The following is a 14,207-nucleotide window of genomic DNA, read 5'->3' on the forward strand; positions in this document are numbered from 1 at the left end:
TAAAGCAATTTTTACCCCTAAAATCCTTGACCCAGAGGGGATATGTCAGTATAATTTCGCCGCCTTATATAGTCAGACAAGATCTGACGAGTTCTTTTATCTAAGGAAAACATTATGGAAAAAATTCGTTTAAAACTTAGAGCGTACGATCATCGTGTACTTGATCGTTCAGTTGCCTCTATCGTTGAAGCTGTAAAGCGAACGGGTGCGGAAATCCGCGGACCGATCCCTTTGCCAACCAAGATTCGTAAATATACGGTTCTTAAATCTCCGCACGTCAATAAAGACTCACGTGAGCAATTTGAGATCCGTATGCACGCACGTTTGATCGACATCGTGTCGGCTACGCCAGATACAGTTGATTCGTTGATGAAGCTTGACTTGGCTCCGGAAGTGGACGTAGAAGTTCGCTCTATGGACAAGTAAGGAGTAGGGTGTGGAATACATTGTAGAAAAGATCGGCATGAGCCGAACGATTGGCGTACCAAGTAAAGCGGTAACTCTTTTAAAAGTAAAAGAAGTGAAAGTTTGCGAAGTAGTAGATGGCACTGCTCTCGTAGCATATAGCCAAGGAAAAGCACGCAATAAGCCGATTGAGGGTCAGCAAAAGAAATATAACCTTTCTGCTGAATTCAATAAATTCGCTACATTGGAAGTTGCTAACACCGAAGCCGGTGATTTGGACATGACACCTTTAGCGGATGCTAAAAAAGTTAAAAGTGCATTCAAAACCAAAGGTCGCGGTTTTACCGGCGTTATGAAACGTTGGAATTTTGCCGGCGGACCAGGCGCACACGGTCACCGTTTTCACCGTACTGGTGGATCTATCGGTAACCGCGAATGGCCAGGTAAAGTCCAAAAAGGGCGTAAAATGTCTGGTCAATACGGTAACGAATTAGTTACTGTTAAAAACGAAGTGATGTCTTTTGACGCACAAAACGGTGTATTGGTTGTCGTGGGCGCTGTCCCAGGTGCAAACGGTGCATTAGGTCGAGTAAAGGTTGTTAAACAATGAGTGCTATTGTCTTAAATGAAAAATTTGAAAAAGCCTCTGAATTGGCATTGCCTGAGAGCTTCAGCGGTATCAATACCCATAACCTCTATTTGTACGTTAAATCGTATCAAGCGAGCCTCCGTGCAGATACTGCATCGGCTAAAACTCGCTCGACAATTAATGGTGGTGGTAAAAAACCATGGGCTCAAAAAGGTAAAGGTGGAGCACGTGCCGGTTCACGTCGTTCACCGATCTTCGTTGGCGGTGCTGTTGCACATGGTCCAAACACAGGTCGTAACTACGATCAGAAGATCAATAAAAAGCAAAAGAAACTAGCGCTTAAATGTGCGTTGGATGCTTTGGCAACAGCTGGAAAACTTTTCATCGTTGATTCGATTGAAGTTCCAACTGGTAAAACAAAAGACGCATTGGCGTTGTTCAATGCATTGAATGTTCGTGATGCGTTGTTGGTGAAAAAGATTCTCGATGAGAATACCTATCTTGCATTCCGTAACATTGCTTCTACTTATGTTGTAGAAGAGAATGAACTCAACGCCTTTTTGGCTGCGACATACCGTTCGGTGGTTATCGAAAAAGCGGTATGGGAAAATCTGACTAAAGAGAGCTAAGATGGCAGATATTACTGATATCAAATCAATCCTGTATACAGAGAAGACCCTTGGTCTTCAAGAAGAGGGTGTTATCGTTGTTCAAACGTCTCCACGTATGACAAAGAACGCTCTTAAAGAGGTGTTTAGAGAGTATTTCGGAATCGTTCCGGCTCGCGTAAACTCACTAAACCAAAGCGGAAAAGTTAAACGTTTCCGTGGTCTTGCTGGCAAACAAAATGACTTTAAAAAGTTTTATGTGAAATTGCCAGAAGGCGCACAAATCGATAGTTTGGCGGTGTAATATGGCGATCAAAACGTATAAACCAACCACCCCGAGCCGACGTTTCTATACCAACGTTGATAACTCGGACATCACGGCAAAAGCGTCTGTTCGTTCTTTGTTGATTAAAATCCCTGCAGCTGCGGGACGTAACAACAACGGTCGTATCACATCACGTCATAAAGAAGCGGGAGCTAAAAAGCTTTACCGTATTATCGATTTCAAACGTAACAAATTCGGTGTTCCGGGTACTGTTGCTGCAATCGAATACGATCCGTACCGTAACTGTCGTATCGCTCTTATCAACTACGTAGACGGTGACAAACGTTACATCCTCCAACCTAAAGGTTTGGTAGTAGGTGATGTTATCTCTGCTGCAGAGAGCGGTTTGGATATTAAAGTCGGAAATGCGATGAAATTGATGAACATCCCTGTGGGAACAACTGTTCACAATATCGAGCTTAAACCGGGTAAAGGTGGACAAATCGTCCGTTCAGCCGGAACATCTGCGCAAATCATGGGTCGTGAAGGTAAGTATGTATCTGTACGTCTTCCATCAAGTGAAATGCGTTATGTTTTGGGTGAATGTATGGCGACTGTCGGTACTGTCGGTAACGAAGAGTACATCAACATCGTTCTTGGTAAAGCAGGTCGTACACGTCATATGGGTATCCGTCCTCAAACGCGTGGTTCTGCGATGAACCCTATCGATCACCCGCATGGTGGTGGTGAAGGTAAAACGAATTCAGGACGTCACCCGGTTACTCCATGGGGTAAACCGACTAAAGGTGCTAAAACACGTAAGAAGAAAGCAAGTGATAGACTTATTATTACTCGCCGTAAATCCAATCCGAAGAGGTAGATAATGGCTAGATCAGTAAAAAAAGGACCATTTGTTGATGGACACCTAATGAAAAAAGTGATTGCTGCCAAAGAGACGAAAAGCAACAAACCTATCAAAACTTGGTCACGCCGTAGTGTGATCTTGCCAGATATGATCGGTTTAACGTTTACCGTCCACAATGGCCGTCAGTTTGTACCGGTTTTCGTAACGGAAAACCATGTTGGTTACAAACTTGGTGAATTTTCACCAACACGTACGTTTAAGGGCCATAAAGGTTCTGTACAAAAGAAAATCGGGAAATAAGGAAGAGATATGGCAAGAGCACTATTAAAATTCGTTCGCGTATCTCCGACTAAATCTCGTTTGATCGCTCGCGAAGTTCAAGGAATGAATGCAGAGCAAGCAATGGCTGCGTTGGAGTTCACTCCAAATAAAGCGGCAAAAATCATCGCTAAAGTGGTTGCGTCAGCAGTAGCTAACAGCGGTATCGAAGCGGAAGATTGTATTATCAAATCATGCCGCGTTGATAACGGTCCGGTTTTGAAACGTTTCACTCAACGTGCACGTGGTACCGCTTCTGGTATCCGTAAACCGACAGCACACATTTTGGTAGAAGTAGAGGGTAAATAATTATGGGTCATAAAGTTAATCCTATCGGACTTCGTCTTGGTATTAACCGCAACTGGGAATCTCGTTGGTTCCCTAACTTTAAAACAGCTGCGGTTTCACTTGGTGAAGATCATAAAATCCGTACCTATTTGAAAAAAGAACTCTACTACGCAGGTGTGAGCAACATCGTGATCGAGCGTACTGCGAAACGTCTTCGCGTTACTATCATCGCGGCTCGTCCTGGTATCATCATCGGTAAGAAAGGTTCTGACATTGAAAAAATCAAAGAATCTCTTCAAACCCTTATCGGTAAACCGGTAGCCGTTAACATCAAAGAAGAGAAAAAAGCACAAGCTTCTGCACAACTCGTTGCAGAAAACGTGGCTACTCAACTTGAAAAACGTGTTGCTTTCCGCCGTGCGATGAAAAAAGTTATGCAAAATGCACAACGTGCAGGAGCTAAAGGTATTAAAGTTTCAGTAGCAGGTCGTCTTGGCGGTGCTGAGATCGCTCGTACTGAGTGGTACCTTGAAGGTCGCGTACCGTTGCATACTCTTCGTGCAAAAATCGATTACGGTTTTGCAGAAGCGCACACCACTTACGGTGTAATCGGTATCAAAGTTTGGATTTTCAAAGGTGAGGTTCTCACTAAAGGAATTCAACCAGAAGCTAAAGAATCTAAAGAAGAGCGTGGCGAAGATCAACAACGTCGTCCACGACGAAAGGCTAACTAATCATGTTGATGCCTAAACGTACGAAATATCGTAAAATGATGAAAGGGCGTAACCGTGGTTACGCTACGAATGCCAACAAACTTGATTTCGGTTCTATCGGATTCAAAGCAACGGAAGCGGGACGTATTAACTCTCGCCAAATCGAAGCGGCTCGTATTGCAGCAAACCGTCATATCAAACGTCAAGGTAAAATCTGGATCCGCGTGTTCCCGGCTAAACCATTGACTGCCAAACCACTTGAAGTGCGTATGGGTAAAGGTAAAGGTTCTGTTGACCAATGGGTAATGAACATCAAACCAGGCCGTATCATTTTTGAAATGGGTGGTGTTGAAGAGACTCTTGCACGTGAAGCATTAGCGCTTGCGATGCAAAAACTTCCGTTCAAAACCAAAATTGTAACTGCGGAGATGAGCAATGAAATATACTGATTTGAACGACAAAACAGCTGCTGAACTTCAAGGTATGCTCAAAGAGAAAAAAATTGAGCTTTTCACTTTGAAAATTAAGCAAAAAATGATGCAATTGACTAACACGAGCGAACTTCGCACGGCGAAAAAAGACATTGCACGCATTAACACTGCTATGAACGCAGTGAAGTAAGGGCAGAGCTATGACACATAAACGTGAAATTCAAGGTATCGTAGTTACAAAAGCCGGCGAAAAAACAGCAACTATCGTTGTTGAGCGCCGTGTTATGCACCCACGTTACCACAAAACGGTAAAACGTTTCAAAAAATACATGATTCATGATGAGAACAACCAACTAAACATTGGTGATGAAGTGATCGCGATCGAGTGTCGTCCACTTTCTAAAAGCAAATCGTTCCGTCTTAAAACTCTTGTTAAAGGGGTGAACGCATGATTCAAAGTTTTACTCGTCTAGCAGTAGCCGATAACACAGGGGCTAAAGAGATCATGTGTATTAAGGTTCTTGGCGGTTCAAAGCGTCGTTATGCAACTGTTGGTGATGTTATCATCGCTTCAGTTAAAAAAGCGGCTCCAACCGGTAAGGTCAAAAAAGGTCAAGTGGTTACAGCAGTTGTTGTTCGTACGAAAAAAGAAGTTCACCGTGAAAACGGTTCTTTGATCCGTTTCGACGAAAATGCAGCAGTTATCCTTGATAAAAAACGTGAGCCAATCGGTACACGTATTTTCGGACCAGTAAGCCGTGAAGTTCGTTACGCAGGTTTCATGAAAATCGTATCACTTGCTCCAGAGGTTGTATGATGGCAAAATTTAATTTCAAAAAAGGCGACATTGTTGAAGTGATCGCCGGTGATGACAAAGGTACTAAAGCAGAATTGCTTCAAGTTATGCCTAAGAAAAACAAAGTAATCGTTAAGGGTGTTCGTGTTGCTAAAAAAGCGATCAAACCAAGCGAGCAAAATCCACAAGGCGGATTCTTGAGCAAAGAGATGCCTGTAGATGCATCAAATGTCCGTAAAGTTGAGGCGTAATCATGGCACGACTAAAAGATAAATATTTGGCTCTTAAGCCTGAGCTTCAATCAGCTCTTGGCATTGCTAACGCTATGCAGATCCCTAAACTTGAAAAAGTTGTGATCTCTGTCGGTTGTGGTTTTGCTATGAAAGACAACAAATTGATCCAAAGTATCCAAGATACAATCAGCAACATCGCTGGTCAACGTGCTTCAGTAGTTGTTGCGCGTAAATCGGTTGCAGGATTTAAAGTACGTGAAGGGATGCCGGTTGGTGTTAAAGTTACACTACGCGGTGCTCAAATGTACGATTTCATGGATAAATTGATCTCTGTATCACTTCCACGTGTTAAAGACTTCCGTGGTATTCCACGTAACGGTTTTGACGGTCGCGGAAACTATAACTTCGGTTTGACAGAGCAATTGATTTTCCCGGAAGTTGATTACGATTCAATCATGCAAATCCACGGGATGAACATCACCGTGGTAACAAGTGCTACTGCAGACAAGGATGCTTTCAAGCTTCTTGAAATGATCGGTATGCCGTTTGCTAAAGGGAGAGAATAATGGCTAAGAAGTCAATGATCGCTAAAGCGGCGCGTACACCTAAATATGCGGTTCGTGCTTATACTCGTTGTCAGATTTGTGGTCGTCCACACTCTGTCATCAGTGATTTTGGAATTTGTCGCGTTTGCTTCCGTAAAATGGCAAACGAAGGGTTAATCCCAGGCGTTAGAAAGTCAAGCTGGTAATCCCAGCCTGATACTACTTACGACTAAGATAAGGAAATATAAATGATTAATGATTTGATCGCGGATTCGTTGACTCGTATCCGTAACGCGGCTATGCGTAGATTAGATGTAACAACATTGGTTCACTCAAAAGTAGTAGAAGCAGTTGTTGCAATTTTGGCTGATAAAGGCTACATCGAGAGCTTTAACGTTGTTGAAGACGGCGTTAAAAAAACCATCAATGTAGTATTAAAATACGACGAAAAAGGTCGTACAGTTATCAATGAAGTAAAACGTGTCTCTAAACCGGGACGTCGTATTTACAAAGGTAAAGATGAACTTAAACGTTTCAAAAACGGTTACGGTACCATCATTGTCAGTAGTTCAAAAGGGGTTCTTCCTAACGATAAAGCATTCGAGCTTGGCGTAGGCGGAGAAGTCCTTTGTACAATTTGGTAAGGAGATAAGATGTCACGTATTGGAAAACTTCCTATTTCTATCCCAGCTGATGTAACAGCGACACTCGATGGAACGTTATTGACGTTTACGAAAGGTGCAACAACTCAAACCTTGGATACTCTTGGTAACTGTGGTGTAGTACTTGAAGATAACACTTTGACGTTTAGTACAAACTCTGACCAACGCGCTGATCGTGCATTCTGGGGTACTTACCGTGCACTAGCAGCAAACATCATTACAGGTTTGGTAACTGGTTTTGAGAAAAAACTAGAGATCAACGGTGTTGGTTATCGTGCAGCAGTTCAAGGCGATGTTTTGAATCTTCAACTTGGTTACAGCCATGATATCAATTTCGATATTCCAGCGGGTGTTACCATTGCAGTTGAGAAAAACGTTATCAGCATCAAAGGTGTCGATAAACAACAAATTGGACAAATTGCAGCTGTAATCCGTTCATTCCGTCCACCTGAGCCGTACAAAGGTAAAGGTGTTAAATATTCTGATGAGACTATCCTGCGTAAAGCCGGTAAGACATCTAAGAAATAAGGAGCGATGATATGACAGGTAAAACACTTAAAATTAAAACGGCTAAACGTATTCAACGTAAGCGCCGTATTCGCTCTAAAATTTCAGGATGCGCGACTTTGCCACGTGTCTCAATTTTTCGTTCAAACCGCTACATCAGCGCACAAGCGATTAATGATGAATCAGCGGTAACGTTGGCGGCGGTTCACTCAAAAACTTTGGGTCTTAAAGCAAATAAAGCTGATGCTGAAAAAGCAGCGGCAGTATTCGCAAAAACCCTAAAAGATGCTGGGATCAATGAAGTTACGTTCGATCGTAACGGATTTTTGTATCACGGTGTTGTAAAAGCGTTTGCCGAAGCTCTTCGTGCAAATGAAATCAAGTTTTAAGGGCTGATGGATGAATCCGATTAATAGAGAAGAATTTTCAGAAGCGATTGTAAACATCGGTCGTGTAACTAAAGTTGTAAAGGGTGGTAGACGTTTTCGTTTTACTGCTCTCGTAGTTGTAGGAAATAAAAAAGGAACCGTAGGTTACGGAGTCGGTAAAGCCAAAGAGGTTCCCGATGCTATCCGTAAAGCGGTTGACGAAGCGTTCAAAAACTTGACTAACGTGAAGATCAAAGGTACTACCATTGCTCACGATATCGAAGTTAAATACAACGCGAGTCGTATCTTGCTTAAACCTGCATCTGAAGGTACAGGGGTTATCGCCGGTGGCGCTACCCGTCCGGTACTTGAGCTTGCTGGTATCCAAGACATCTTGACGAAGTCTTTGGGTTCTAACAATCCAAACACCGTGGTACGTGCAACAATCGATGCACTATCACGTATCAAAGGATAAGGTATGGCACTCGAAAATCTTACCCCAGCTGAGGGATCAACCCACAGCACAAAACGTCTTGGTCGCGGCCAAGGAAGTGGCCAAGGTAAAACAGCCGGTAAAGGTCACAAAGGTCAAAAAGCGCGTAAAGGTTACAATGAAAAACGTAACTTTGAGGGTGGACAACAACCACTTGCTCGCCGTTTGCCAAAAATCGGTTTTACATCACGTGTTGTAAAACCAACGATTATTAATGTTGAAAAAACAAATGTAATTGCTGAACTTTCAGAGATTACAATGGAAACAATCCGTAGCGTACACCGATTGGCTAAATCGGTTACAAGTGTTAAACTTGTTGGCGCGAGCGCTAAAGATTTAGCATCTAAAATTAAAGACGAAAACGTTACAACAACTGGTAACTAATGAACCAACAACTTGTAAACAAGATCTTAATTACGATCGGTTTTCTCTTTATCTTCCGACTACTGGCATACGTGCCGGTGCCGGGTGTTGACACAGCTGTCATCGCTTCGTTTTTTGATGATCACGCGGCAGATGCGTTAGGTCTATTCAATATGTTCAGCGGAAATGCCGTAGAACGTTTATCTATTATCTCTCTTGGCATTATGCCCTACATTACAGCCTCAATTATTATGGAACTCCTAGCAGCCACTTTCCCGAACTTAGCGCAAATGAAAAAAGAGCGTGACGGTATGGTGAAATACATGCAAATTATCCGATATGCCACTATTGCGATTACGATTGTACAAGCGATCGGTGTGAGTGTCGGATTGCAAGGTATGACCGGAAAAGACGGCAGCAGTGCTATTTTGGTTGATCACTCAACCTTTATGCTCCTTGCGGTTGTTTCGATGTTGGCGGGTACTATGTTGTTGATGTGGATCGGTGAACAGATTACTCAAAGCGGTATCGGTAACGGTGTCTCTTTGATCATCTTCGCCGGCATTGTTTCGGCAATTCCGAGTGCGATTTCTCAAGCAGTAACGATGGTCAATACCGGAGCGATGGGATTCTTATCCCTTGTAGGTATTATTGCCCTCATTATTGCGACGATTTTGGTCATTATTTATGTTGAGCTGGGGGAACGCCGTATTCCGGTTACCTATGCGAAAAAGACAATGATGCAAAATCAAAACAAACGGGTTATGAATTACATTCCGGTTAAAGTGAATCTCTCCGGGGTTATTCCGGTTATTTTTGCTTCGGCAATTTTAATGTTCCCGATGACGGTTATGTCATCGAGTACCAATCCGACGGTTCAAGCAATCGCGGACGTACTTAATCCAAATCACTATTTCTTTAACTTTTTGACCTTTGTATTTGTTGTGTTCTTTGCATTTTTTTATGCGTCTATCGTATTTAATGCAAAAGATATCTCCGATAACCTCAAACGTCAGGGTGGATTTATTCCGGGTGTTCGTCCGGGCGAATCAACCAAAGAGTTTTTGAATGATACGGCGGGACGATTGACCATTACGGGTGCCATCTATCTCGGGCTTGTAGCAACTTTGCCATGGGTTATTGTTAAAGCGATGGGTGTGCCGTTCTTCTTTGGAGGGACAGCAGTATTGATCGTGGTTCAGGTTGCTCTGGACACAATGCGTCGTATTGAAGCACAGGTTTATATGTCAAAATATCAAACCCTTAGCGCGGTTGGTCTGTAACAATGGCGATTGCGCTACGCAAAAATGATGAAATAGCTTCACTTCGTGCTGCGAATCAAATCGTAGGTGCGACGTTGGAATTATTAGCTTCTCATACTAAACCGGGAATTACCCTAAAAGAGCTTGATGCCATTGGTGAGGAGTATATCCGCAGCCAAGGTGCCATTCCCTCTTTTAAAGGGCTTTACGGTTTTCCAAGTGCCGTTTGTACCTCTGTTAATGAAGTGATCATCCATGGTATCCCAACCGATTACGCTTTGCGTGAGGGTGATATTGTCGGATTTGACGTAGGGACAAAAAAAGGGGGGTATTTTGGTGATGCAGCAATCTCGCTTGGAGTCGGAAAGATCACTCCTGAAGACGAAGCATTGATTGCATGTTCTAAAGATGCCCTTTACTTTGCCATCGACATTATCAAAGACGGAATGCGCTTTAAAGAGCTTTCGTATGAGATAGAGCAGTTTATTCACGGTCGGGGATTTGTCCCTTTGCGTGGATTCTGCGGTCATGGAATCGGTAAAAAGCCGCATGAAGAACCGGAAATCCCGAATTATATGGATGGAACCAATGCGAAAGCAGGACCAAAAATTAAAAACGGAATGGTTTTTTGTCTGGAACCAATGATTTGCCACAAAGAGGGAACCTCCAAAATTTTGGCAAATGGCTGGGATGTGGTGAGTACGGATGGGCTGAGAGGCTCTCATTACGAGCATACGGTTGCGATTATCAACGGTAGAGCTGAAATATTATCAATCGCGTAAAGGAATATATATGGCAAAAGATGATGTCATTGAAGTAGACGGAAAGATTATTGAGGCACTACCCAATGCAACGTTTCGTGTTGAGTTGCCGAATGGTCATGTTATTTTGTGTCATATCGCAGGTAAAATGCGCATGCACTACATCAAAATTCTCCCGGGTGATACGGTGAAAATCGAACTGACTCCCTACAGCTTGGATAAAGGGCGAATTACCTATCGCTATAAATGAGTGCTGCTGCTTAGGCAGTCGGCACCCATTATGTATTATAATGGTATATCTTTTTTGAAAGAAAAATTATGTACATACATCCAACCCATCCCCTTCTCCAATCTTTAGTTAATACCCTTCGTGATACGACACTTTCCCCTTTGGTTTTTCGTCATACCATGAAAGAGATTACTAAAATTTTGCTCTATGAATCCCTTAAAAATATTCCGGTATCCTCTAAAAAAATTATCTCTTGGCAAGGAGAACAGAGCGTTGAGTGTATTGACGAGTCGCAGATTATGGTTGTATCGGTACTTCGCGCTGCATTGCCGATGCACGATGCGGTTATTGAGACGTTAAATCATTCGATATCCGGTTTTCTAGGGATAAAAAGAGATGAAGAGACCCATAAAAGTCATCTCTATTATGATCGTGTCGGTGAGTGTACCGGCAAAACGGTTATTTTGGTCGATCCAATGGTGGCAACAGGAGGATCTTTATGTGATGCTATTGAAATTGTCCGGAAGAAAGGGGCAACAAAAGTGATTTCGCTGAATATCATTGCCTCGCCTGAAGGGATCAAGGCTGTAGAATCGGTATATCCCGAAGTGACAATTGTAATAGCACAGATTGATGAGCGGCTGGATGAAAATAAGTTCATTGTCCCTGGATTGGGCGATGCAGGTGATCGAGCCTTCAATACATTGTGAGATGAATATGAAATGGATACTAGTATTTCTAATAATCGGATGGTTAAACGCGCTTAATGCAGATGGATTGAAAGAGGATACACAACGAAAATCGTTTTGGGATACCTATACCTCGGCATTGCGCGGAGATAAGATAGCACAGTTTCAAACCGGTGTTATTTACGAGCGCGGTATCGGTGTAGAAGTCAATCAAACGCATGCGGCTCTATGGTATGAAAAAGCAGCGCATCAAGGGTATGTGGATGCGCAGTATAATCTTGCACTCTTATATGCATCAGGGCGCGGAGTAGAAAAAAACCTTGATTGGGCGATGATATGGCTTACGAAAGCAGCAAAACAAGGGGATAAAGAGGCAAGAGCCCTTTTGTTGGAAATAATAGACGGAAAATTAGACAGGGATAAGCCCAAAGACGCAAACGCAAAAATTGCGTCTCCTCTGATTGAGACAATCACACCCGTTCGTTTTAAAACAATAGAAGGGGGACAGATTTGTTCGTTGGAAGGGGCCTGTAAAAGCTATAAAGCGAATACGACTATAACATCTAAAATAAAAAGCGGTTCACGATATAAAGTGAGCGGTATTGGCGGGAAAAACGGATGGCAGCCGTATATCGGCGAGGGGTGGATTCATGAAAAGGATGTGCAGAGAGATTAAGCTCCGCACAATGAGTTATTTTATAAAACTACAGCAGTAATCGCTCACGATTTTAACTTTTAAATGAAATGCACTGTTGGCAGGTACATCGAAGCTTTGCGGTCCTTGAACGATAATCCACTCTTCTGAACCCGGAAGCTGAACCTCCATCTCTCCGCTCATAATCTCCATAATCTCTTTATCGCCGGTGTTAAACGTGTATTCACCCGGAAGCATGATCCCAAGAGTTTTAATACTGCCGTCTGCAAAATGAAGGGTACGGCTGGTAACTTTACCGTCAAAATAGATATTCGCTTTTTTGTCTGCGGTGACGTTGGTAAATTGTGACATAGATTTCTCCTAAAAATAATGGTGCAATTATAGCGGATTGAGTTCTTGCTTGATCTTTTTAGGCAAGTGGGCGAAAGGAAAATCGGTGACAATCTTCGTTACATCCCCATCTTTGATATGAACTTCTAAGAGCATCGTCTCTCGGTTAAAACTGATGAGGGTAAACGTCTGATCGTTTTCACTGTAAACGAGGTTACGCGCTTTTAGGTGACTAAAAGGGCTTTTACGTGGTCTATATCCCATAAATTCCGTTCTCCTGAACTGTTATTTTTTTACTATCGACGAGCTGTGTTAATGCACTTTTAAAATTCTTTTTACTGAGTCCAAAGGTTTTTTGAATCAAATCGGGATCACTTTTGTAGTTGTACGGCAACATCCCGCCATTGGCTTTTATCATCGAGAGGATTTTATCAGCGGCACCGGAAGCTTTGGCTTTTCCGACCATCTGAAGAGAGAGATCGAGTTTACCATCAGGACGGAGAACTTTTACGAATCCGTTTTTGATTTGTCCGACACGAACCTCTTCAAAAATCTCGTTGGCGTAAATCATCCCCTCAAATTTATGATCCACGATCACTTTATACCCCATAGGGGTTTTGGCGATAATCATAAACGCTACGGGAGTGTTGGGGTAAAAACTCTTCGGCGGCATCTCTAATGCACCGCTGATTTTTTCCGTTCCTACCAGACGGTTGGTTTGCTCGTCCAAGATAACTCGCACGAGCCGCTTTTCACCGACGGCGAACGGGCGTTTTTGAAGCGCACGGGGGATAAAAAGGTCTTTAGGAAGCCCCCAGTTTACAAACGCACCGATAGGGGTGGTATCGACCACTTCGACAAATGCGATTTCATTCACCATCGCTTTAGGCATTGCCGTCGTAGCAACGGGGCGATCTTCGCTGTCGGTATAGACAAATACATCGATGGTATCACCGATGTGCATTTTGTCGGTGACGTATTGGTTGGGCAGTAATATATCGCTCTCATCCAGTGCACGCAAGAATAGTCCCGGCACGGTATCGCGATCAATTGTGAGGATATTAATTTCCCCGATTTTTAGTGTTTCATTCATGATGGAATTATAGCGGGTTTTGGCTACGCCCGTTATCCCCGACCTGATCGGGGATCCAGTGGTTCTAAATACAGGGGATGGATTCCCAATCGAGTTGGGAATGACAGAGATGTTAGATATAAAAGTGACACTTTGGTATAATTAAAAACAGTATAATTTTATGATTTTTCGTCATCCCCGACTTGATCGGGAATCCAGCATTAGAGAGAATGGATTAATGGATGATGAAATCGTAAATAAAATTTGGAGTATAAATGAAAAAAATGATGTTAGTTTGTTTAATGTTGATGATTGCGGCAAGTAGTGTAGCGGCAGGAGAAAAAAATAAAACTTCTCAATCTGAGATGGAAATAATTTATGAATCATCAGGGATTGAAAAAAAGAATGATAAATTTCATCTTTTAGACAATACAGATATTGAGGTTGAGCCAAACATAAAACGTGTTGATTTAAATGGAGATGGTATTGATGAGGTATTTGTGATATTAAATAATTATTCGGGTGCATATGGTAATGCGGAAGGGAATTTAATATTACTGATCAAAGGCAAAAATAAAAAATTTAATAAAAATATCGATTATCCTGTAACAGCTTATTCCATTCTAAAAAACAAATTTAAGGGATATCCTGACATTGATTTGACTATTCCTGGGTATTGTTCATCTGTATGGAGATGGGATGGAGAAAAATATAATTTTTTCAAAAAGAAATGTGTTCAAGGGTATAAAGAATAGGTTAT

The 14,207-nt window shown here is 42.4% G+C and carries 29 protein-coding genes; 26 read left to right on the plus strand and 3 right to left on the minus strand.

The annotated features are described in order from the left end of the window. The first annotated feature begins 114 nt into the window (after positions 1-114). From rpsJ to B649_RS12015, 25 genes are all read left to right on the plus strand, one after another. Positions 115-426 (plus strand): 30S ribosomal protein S10, encoded by a 312-nt coding sequence (gene rpsJ / locus B649_RS00795; protein ID WP_013459053.1) that lies wholly within the window; start codon positions 115-117, stop codon positions 424-426. Between the two features lie 10 nt (positions 427-436). Continuing rightward, the gene (rplC, locus tag B649_RS00800) at positions 437-1,015 is read left to right on the plus strand and encodes a 50S ribosomal protein L3 (protein WP_015652593.1); all 579 of its coding nucleotides are present in this window, start codon (positions 437-439) and stop codon (positions 1,013-1,015) included. Then, positions 1,012-1,623 carry a 50S ribosomal protein L4 gene (gene rplD / locus B649_RS00805; protein WP_015652594.1) on the plus strand — a complete coding sequence of 204 codons (612 nt, stop codon included), beginning with the start codon at positions 1,012-1,014 and terminating at the stop codon, positions 1,621-1,623. Before rplC ends, rplD begins: the two co-directional genes overlap by 4 nt. A 1-nt stretch (position 1,624) precedes the next feature. Then, on the plus strand, positions 1,625-1,906 hold the full coding sequence (locus B649_RS00810; RefSeq protein WP_015652595.1) for a 50S ribosomal protein L23: 282 nt from the start codon (positions 1,625-1,627) through the stop codon (positions 1,904-1,906). 1 nt (position 1,907) lies between these two features. Next, on the plus strand, positions 1,908-2,747 hold the full coding sequence (rplB, locus tag B649_RS00815) for a 50S ribosomal protein L2 (protein WP_015652596.1): 840 nt from the start codon (positions 1,908-1,910) through the stop codon (positions 2,745-2,747). A gap of 3 nt (positions 2,748-2,750) precedes the next feature. Further along, positions 2,751-3,032 carry a 30S ribosomal protein S19 gene (gene rpsS / locus B649_RS00820; RefSeq protein ID WP_015652597.1) on the plus strand — a complete coding sequence of 94 codons (282 nt, stop codon included), beginning with the start codon at positions 2,751-2,753 and terminating at the stop codon, positions 3,030-3,032. Between the two features lie 9 nt (positions 3,033-3,041). After that, on the plus strand, positions 3,042-3,359 hold the full coding sequence (rplV, locus tag B649_RS00825; protein ID WP_015652598.1) for a 50S ribosomal protein L22: 318 nt from the start codon (positions 3,042-3,044) through the stop codon (positions 3,357-3,359). Between the two features lie 2 nt (positions 3,360-3,361). Next, positions 3,362-4,072: a 30S ribosomal protein S3 gene (gene rpsC / locus B649_RS00830; RefSeq protein WP_015652599.1), complete on the plus strand. Its 711-nt coding sequence runs from the start codon at positions 3,362-3,364 to the stop codon at positions 4,070-4,072. A 2-nt stretch (positions 4,073-4,074) separates the two neighbouring features. Then, positions 4,075-4,500, plus strand: coding sequence for a 50S ribosomal protein L16 (gene rplP, locus B649_RS00835; RefSeq protein ID WP_015652600.1), 426 nt, complete (start codon positions 4,075-4,077; stop codon positions 4,498-4,500). Next, entirely contained in the window at positions 4,487-4,672 is a 186-nt protein-coding gene (rpmC, locus tag B649_RS00840) for a 50S ribosomal protein L29 (protein WP_015652601.1), read from the plus strand. The genes rplP and rpmC overlap by 14 nt, the downstream gene beginning before the upstream one ends. A 10-nt stretch (positions 4,673-4,682) precedes the next feature. Continuing rightward, the gene (rpsQ, locus tag B649_RS00845; RefSeq protein WP_013459063.1) at positions 4,683-4,934 is read left to right on the plus strand and encodes a 30S ribosomal protein S17; all 252 of its coding nucleotides are present in this window, start codon (positions 4,683-4,685) and stop codon (positions 4,932-4,934) included. After that, positions 4,931-5,299, plus strand: a complete 369-nt coding sequence (gene rplN, locus B649_RS00850; RefSeq protein WP_015652602.1) for a 50S ribosomal protein L14 — start codon at positions 4,931-4,933, stop codon at positions 5,297-5,299. The genes rpsQ and rplN overlap by 4 nt, the downstream gene beginning before the upstream one ends. Continuing rightward, positions 5,299-5,529 (plus strand): 50S ribosomal protein L24, encoded by a 231-nt coding sequence (gene rplX / locus B649_RS00855; RefSeq protein WP_015652603.1) that lies wholly within the window; start codon positions 5,299-5,301, stop codon positions 5,527-5,529. The genes rplN and rplX overlap by 1 nt, the downstream gene beginning before the upstream one ends. A gap of 2 nt (positions 5,530-5,531) precedes the next feature. After that, positions 5,532-6,077, plus strand: coding sequence for a 50S ribosomal protein L5 (gene rplE, locus B649_RS00860; RefSeq protein ID WP_015652604.1), 546 nt, complete (start codon positions 5,532-5,534; stop codon positions 6,075-6,077). Further along, entirely contained in the window at positions 6,077-6,262 is a 186-nt protein-coding gene (locus B649_RS12405) for a type Z 30S ribosomal protein S14 (RefSeq protein WP_015652605.1), read from the plus strand. Before rplE ends, B649_RS12405 begins: the two co-directional genes overlap by 1 nt. Before the next feature lie 42 nt (positions 6,263-6,304). After that, on the plus strand, positions 6,305-6,700 hold the full coding sequence (gene rpsH, locus B649_RS00865) for a 30S ribosomal protein S8 (RefSeq protein WP_015652606.1): 396 nt from the start codon (positions 6,305-6,307) through the stop codon (positions 6,698-6,700). A 9-nt stretch (positions 6,701-6,709) separates the two neighbouring features. Beyond that, positions 6,710-7,246, plus strand: coding sequence for a 50S ribosomal protein L6 (gene rplF / locus B649_RS00870; RefSeq protein WP_015652607.1), 537 nt, complete (start codon positions 6,710-6,712; stop codon positions 7,244-7,246). A gap of 11 nt (positions 7,247-7,257) precedes the next feature. Further along, positions 7,258-7,614, plus strand: coding sequence for a 50S ribosomal protein L18 (gene rplR, locus B649_RS00875; protein ID WP_015652608.1), 357 nt, complete (start codon positions 7,258-7,260; stop codon positions 7,612-7,614). 10 nt (positions 7,615-7,624) lie between these two features. After that, positions 7,625-8,068, plus strand: coding sequence for a 30S ribosomal protein S5 (gene rpsE / locus B649_RS00880; RefSeq protein WP_015652609.1), 444 nt, complete (start codon positions 7,625-7,627; stop codon positions 8,066-8,068). Positions 8,069-8,071: 3 nt separating this feature from the next. Further along, on the plus strand, positions 8,072-8,470 hold the full coding sequence (gene rplO / locus B649_RS00885; protein WP_015652610.1) for a 50S ribosomal protein L15: 399 nt from the start codon (positions 8,072-8,074) through the stop codon (positions 8,468-8,470). Beyond that, on the plus strand, positions 8,470-9,732 hold the full coding sequence (secY, locus tag B649_RS00890) for a preprotein translocase subunit SecY (protein ID WP_015652611.1): 1,263 nt from the start codon (positions 8,470-8,472) through the stop codon (positions 9,730-9,732). Before rplO ends, secY begins: the two co-directional genes overlap by 1 nt. Positions 9,733-9,734: 2 nt before the next feature. Continuing rightward, complete coding sequence (map, locus tag B649_RS00895; RefSeq protein ID WP_015652612.1) at positions 9,735-10,493, plus strand: type I methionyl aminopeptidase; 759 nt, start codon at positions 9,735-9,737, stop codon at positions 10,491-10,493. 10 nt (positions 10,494-10,503) lie between these two features. After that, positions 10,504-10,722: a translation initiation factor IF-1 gene (gene infA / locus B649_RS00900; RefSeq protein ID WP_013459075.1), complete on the plus strand. Its 219-nt coding sequence runs from the start codon at positions 10,504-10,506 to the stop codon at positions 10,720-10,722. A gap of 68 nt (positions 10,723-10,790) precedes the next feature. After that, positions 10,791-11,411 carry a uracil phosphoribosyltransferase gene (gene upp / locus B649_RS00905; RefSeq protein ID WP_015652613.1) on the plus strand — a complete coding sequence of 207 codons (621 nt, stop codon included), beginning with the start codon at positions 10,791-10,793 and terminating at the stop codon, positions 11,409-11,411. A gap of 7 nt (positions 11,412-11,418) precedes the next feature. Then, the gene (locus B649_RS12015; protein WP_015652614.1) at positions 11,419-12,066 is read left to right on the plus strand and encodes a tetratricopeptide repeat protein; all 648 of its coding nucleotides are present in this window, start codon (positions 11,419-11,421) and stop codon (positions 12,064-12,066) included. A gap of 15 nt (positions 12,067-12,081) precedes the next feature. Here the strand turns inward: B649_RS12015 and B649_RS00915 are convergent, their stop codons facing one another. Genes B649_RS00915 through B649_RS00925 form a run of 3 tightly spaced genes read right to left on the minus strand, consistent with a single transcriptional unit; the run spans position 12,082 to position 13,468 of the window. Then, complete coding sequence (locus B649_RS00915; RefSeq protein WP_015652615.1) at positions 12,082-12,396, minus strand: pyrimidine/purine nucleoside phosphorylase; 315 nt, start codon at positions 12,394-12,396, stop codon at positions 12,082-12,084. Positions 12,397-12,423: 27 nt separating this feature from the next. Beyond that, entirely contained in the window at positions 12,424-12,639 is a 216-nt protein-coding gene (locus B649_RS00920) for a hypothetical protein (protein ID WP_015652616.1), read from the minus strand. Beyond that, positions 12,629-13,468: a S1-like domain-containing RNA-binding protein gene (locus B649_RS00925; RefSeq protein WP_015652617.1), complete on the minus strand. Its 840-nt coding sequence runs from the start codon at positions 13,466-13,468 to the stop codon at positions 12,629-12,631. Before B649_RS00925 ends, B649_RS00920 begins: the two co-directional genes overlap by 11 nt. Before the next feature lie 254 nt (positions 13,469-13,722). On the opposite strand from B649_RS00925, the gene B649_RS00930 reads away from it, so the two are divergent. Then, on the plus strand, positions 13,723-14,202 hold the full coding sequence (locus B649_RS00930; RefSeq protein WP_015652618.1) for a hypothetical protein: 480 nt from the start codon (positions 13,723-13,725) through the stop codon (positions 14,200-14,202). The last annotated feature ends 5 nt before the right edge of the window (positions 14,203-14,207 follow it).

The sequence above is a fragment of the Candidatus Sulfuricurvum sp. RIFRC-1 genome, assembly GCF_000310245.1.
GTDB lineage: Bacteria > Campylobacterota > Campylobacteria > Campylobacterales > Sulfurimonadaceae > Sulfuricurvum.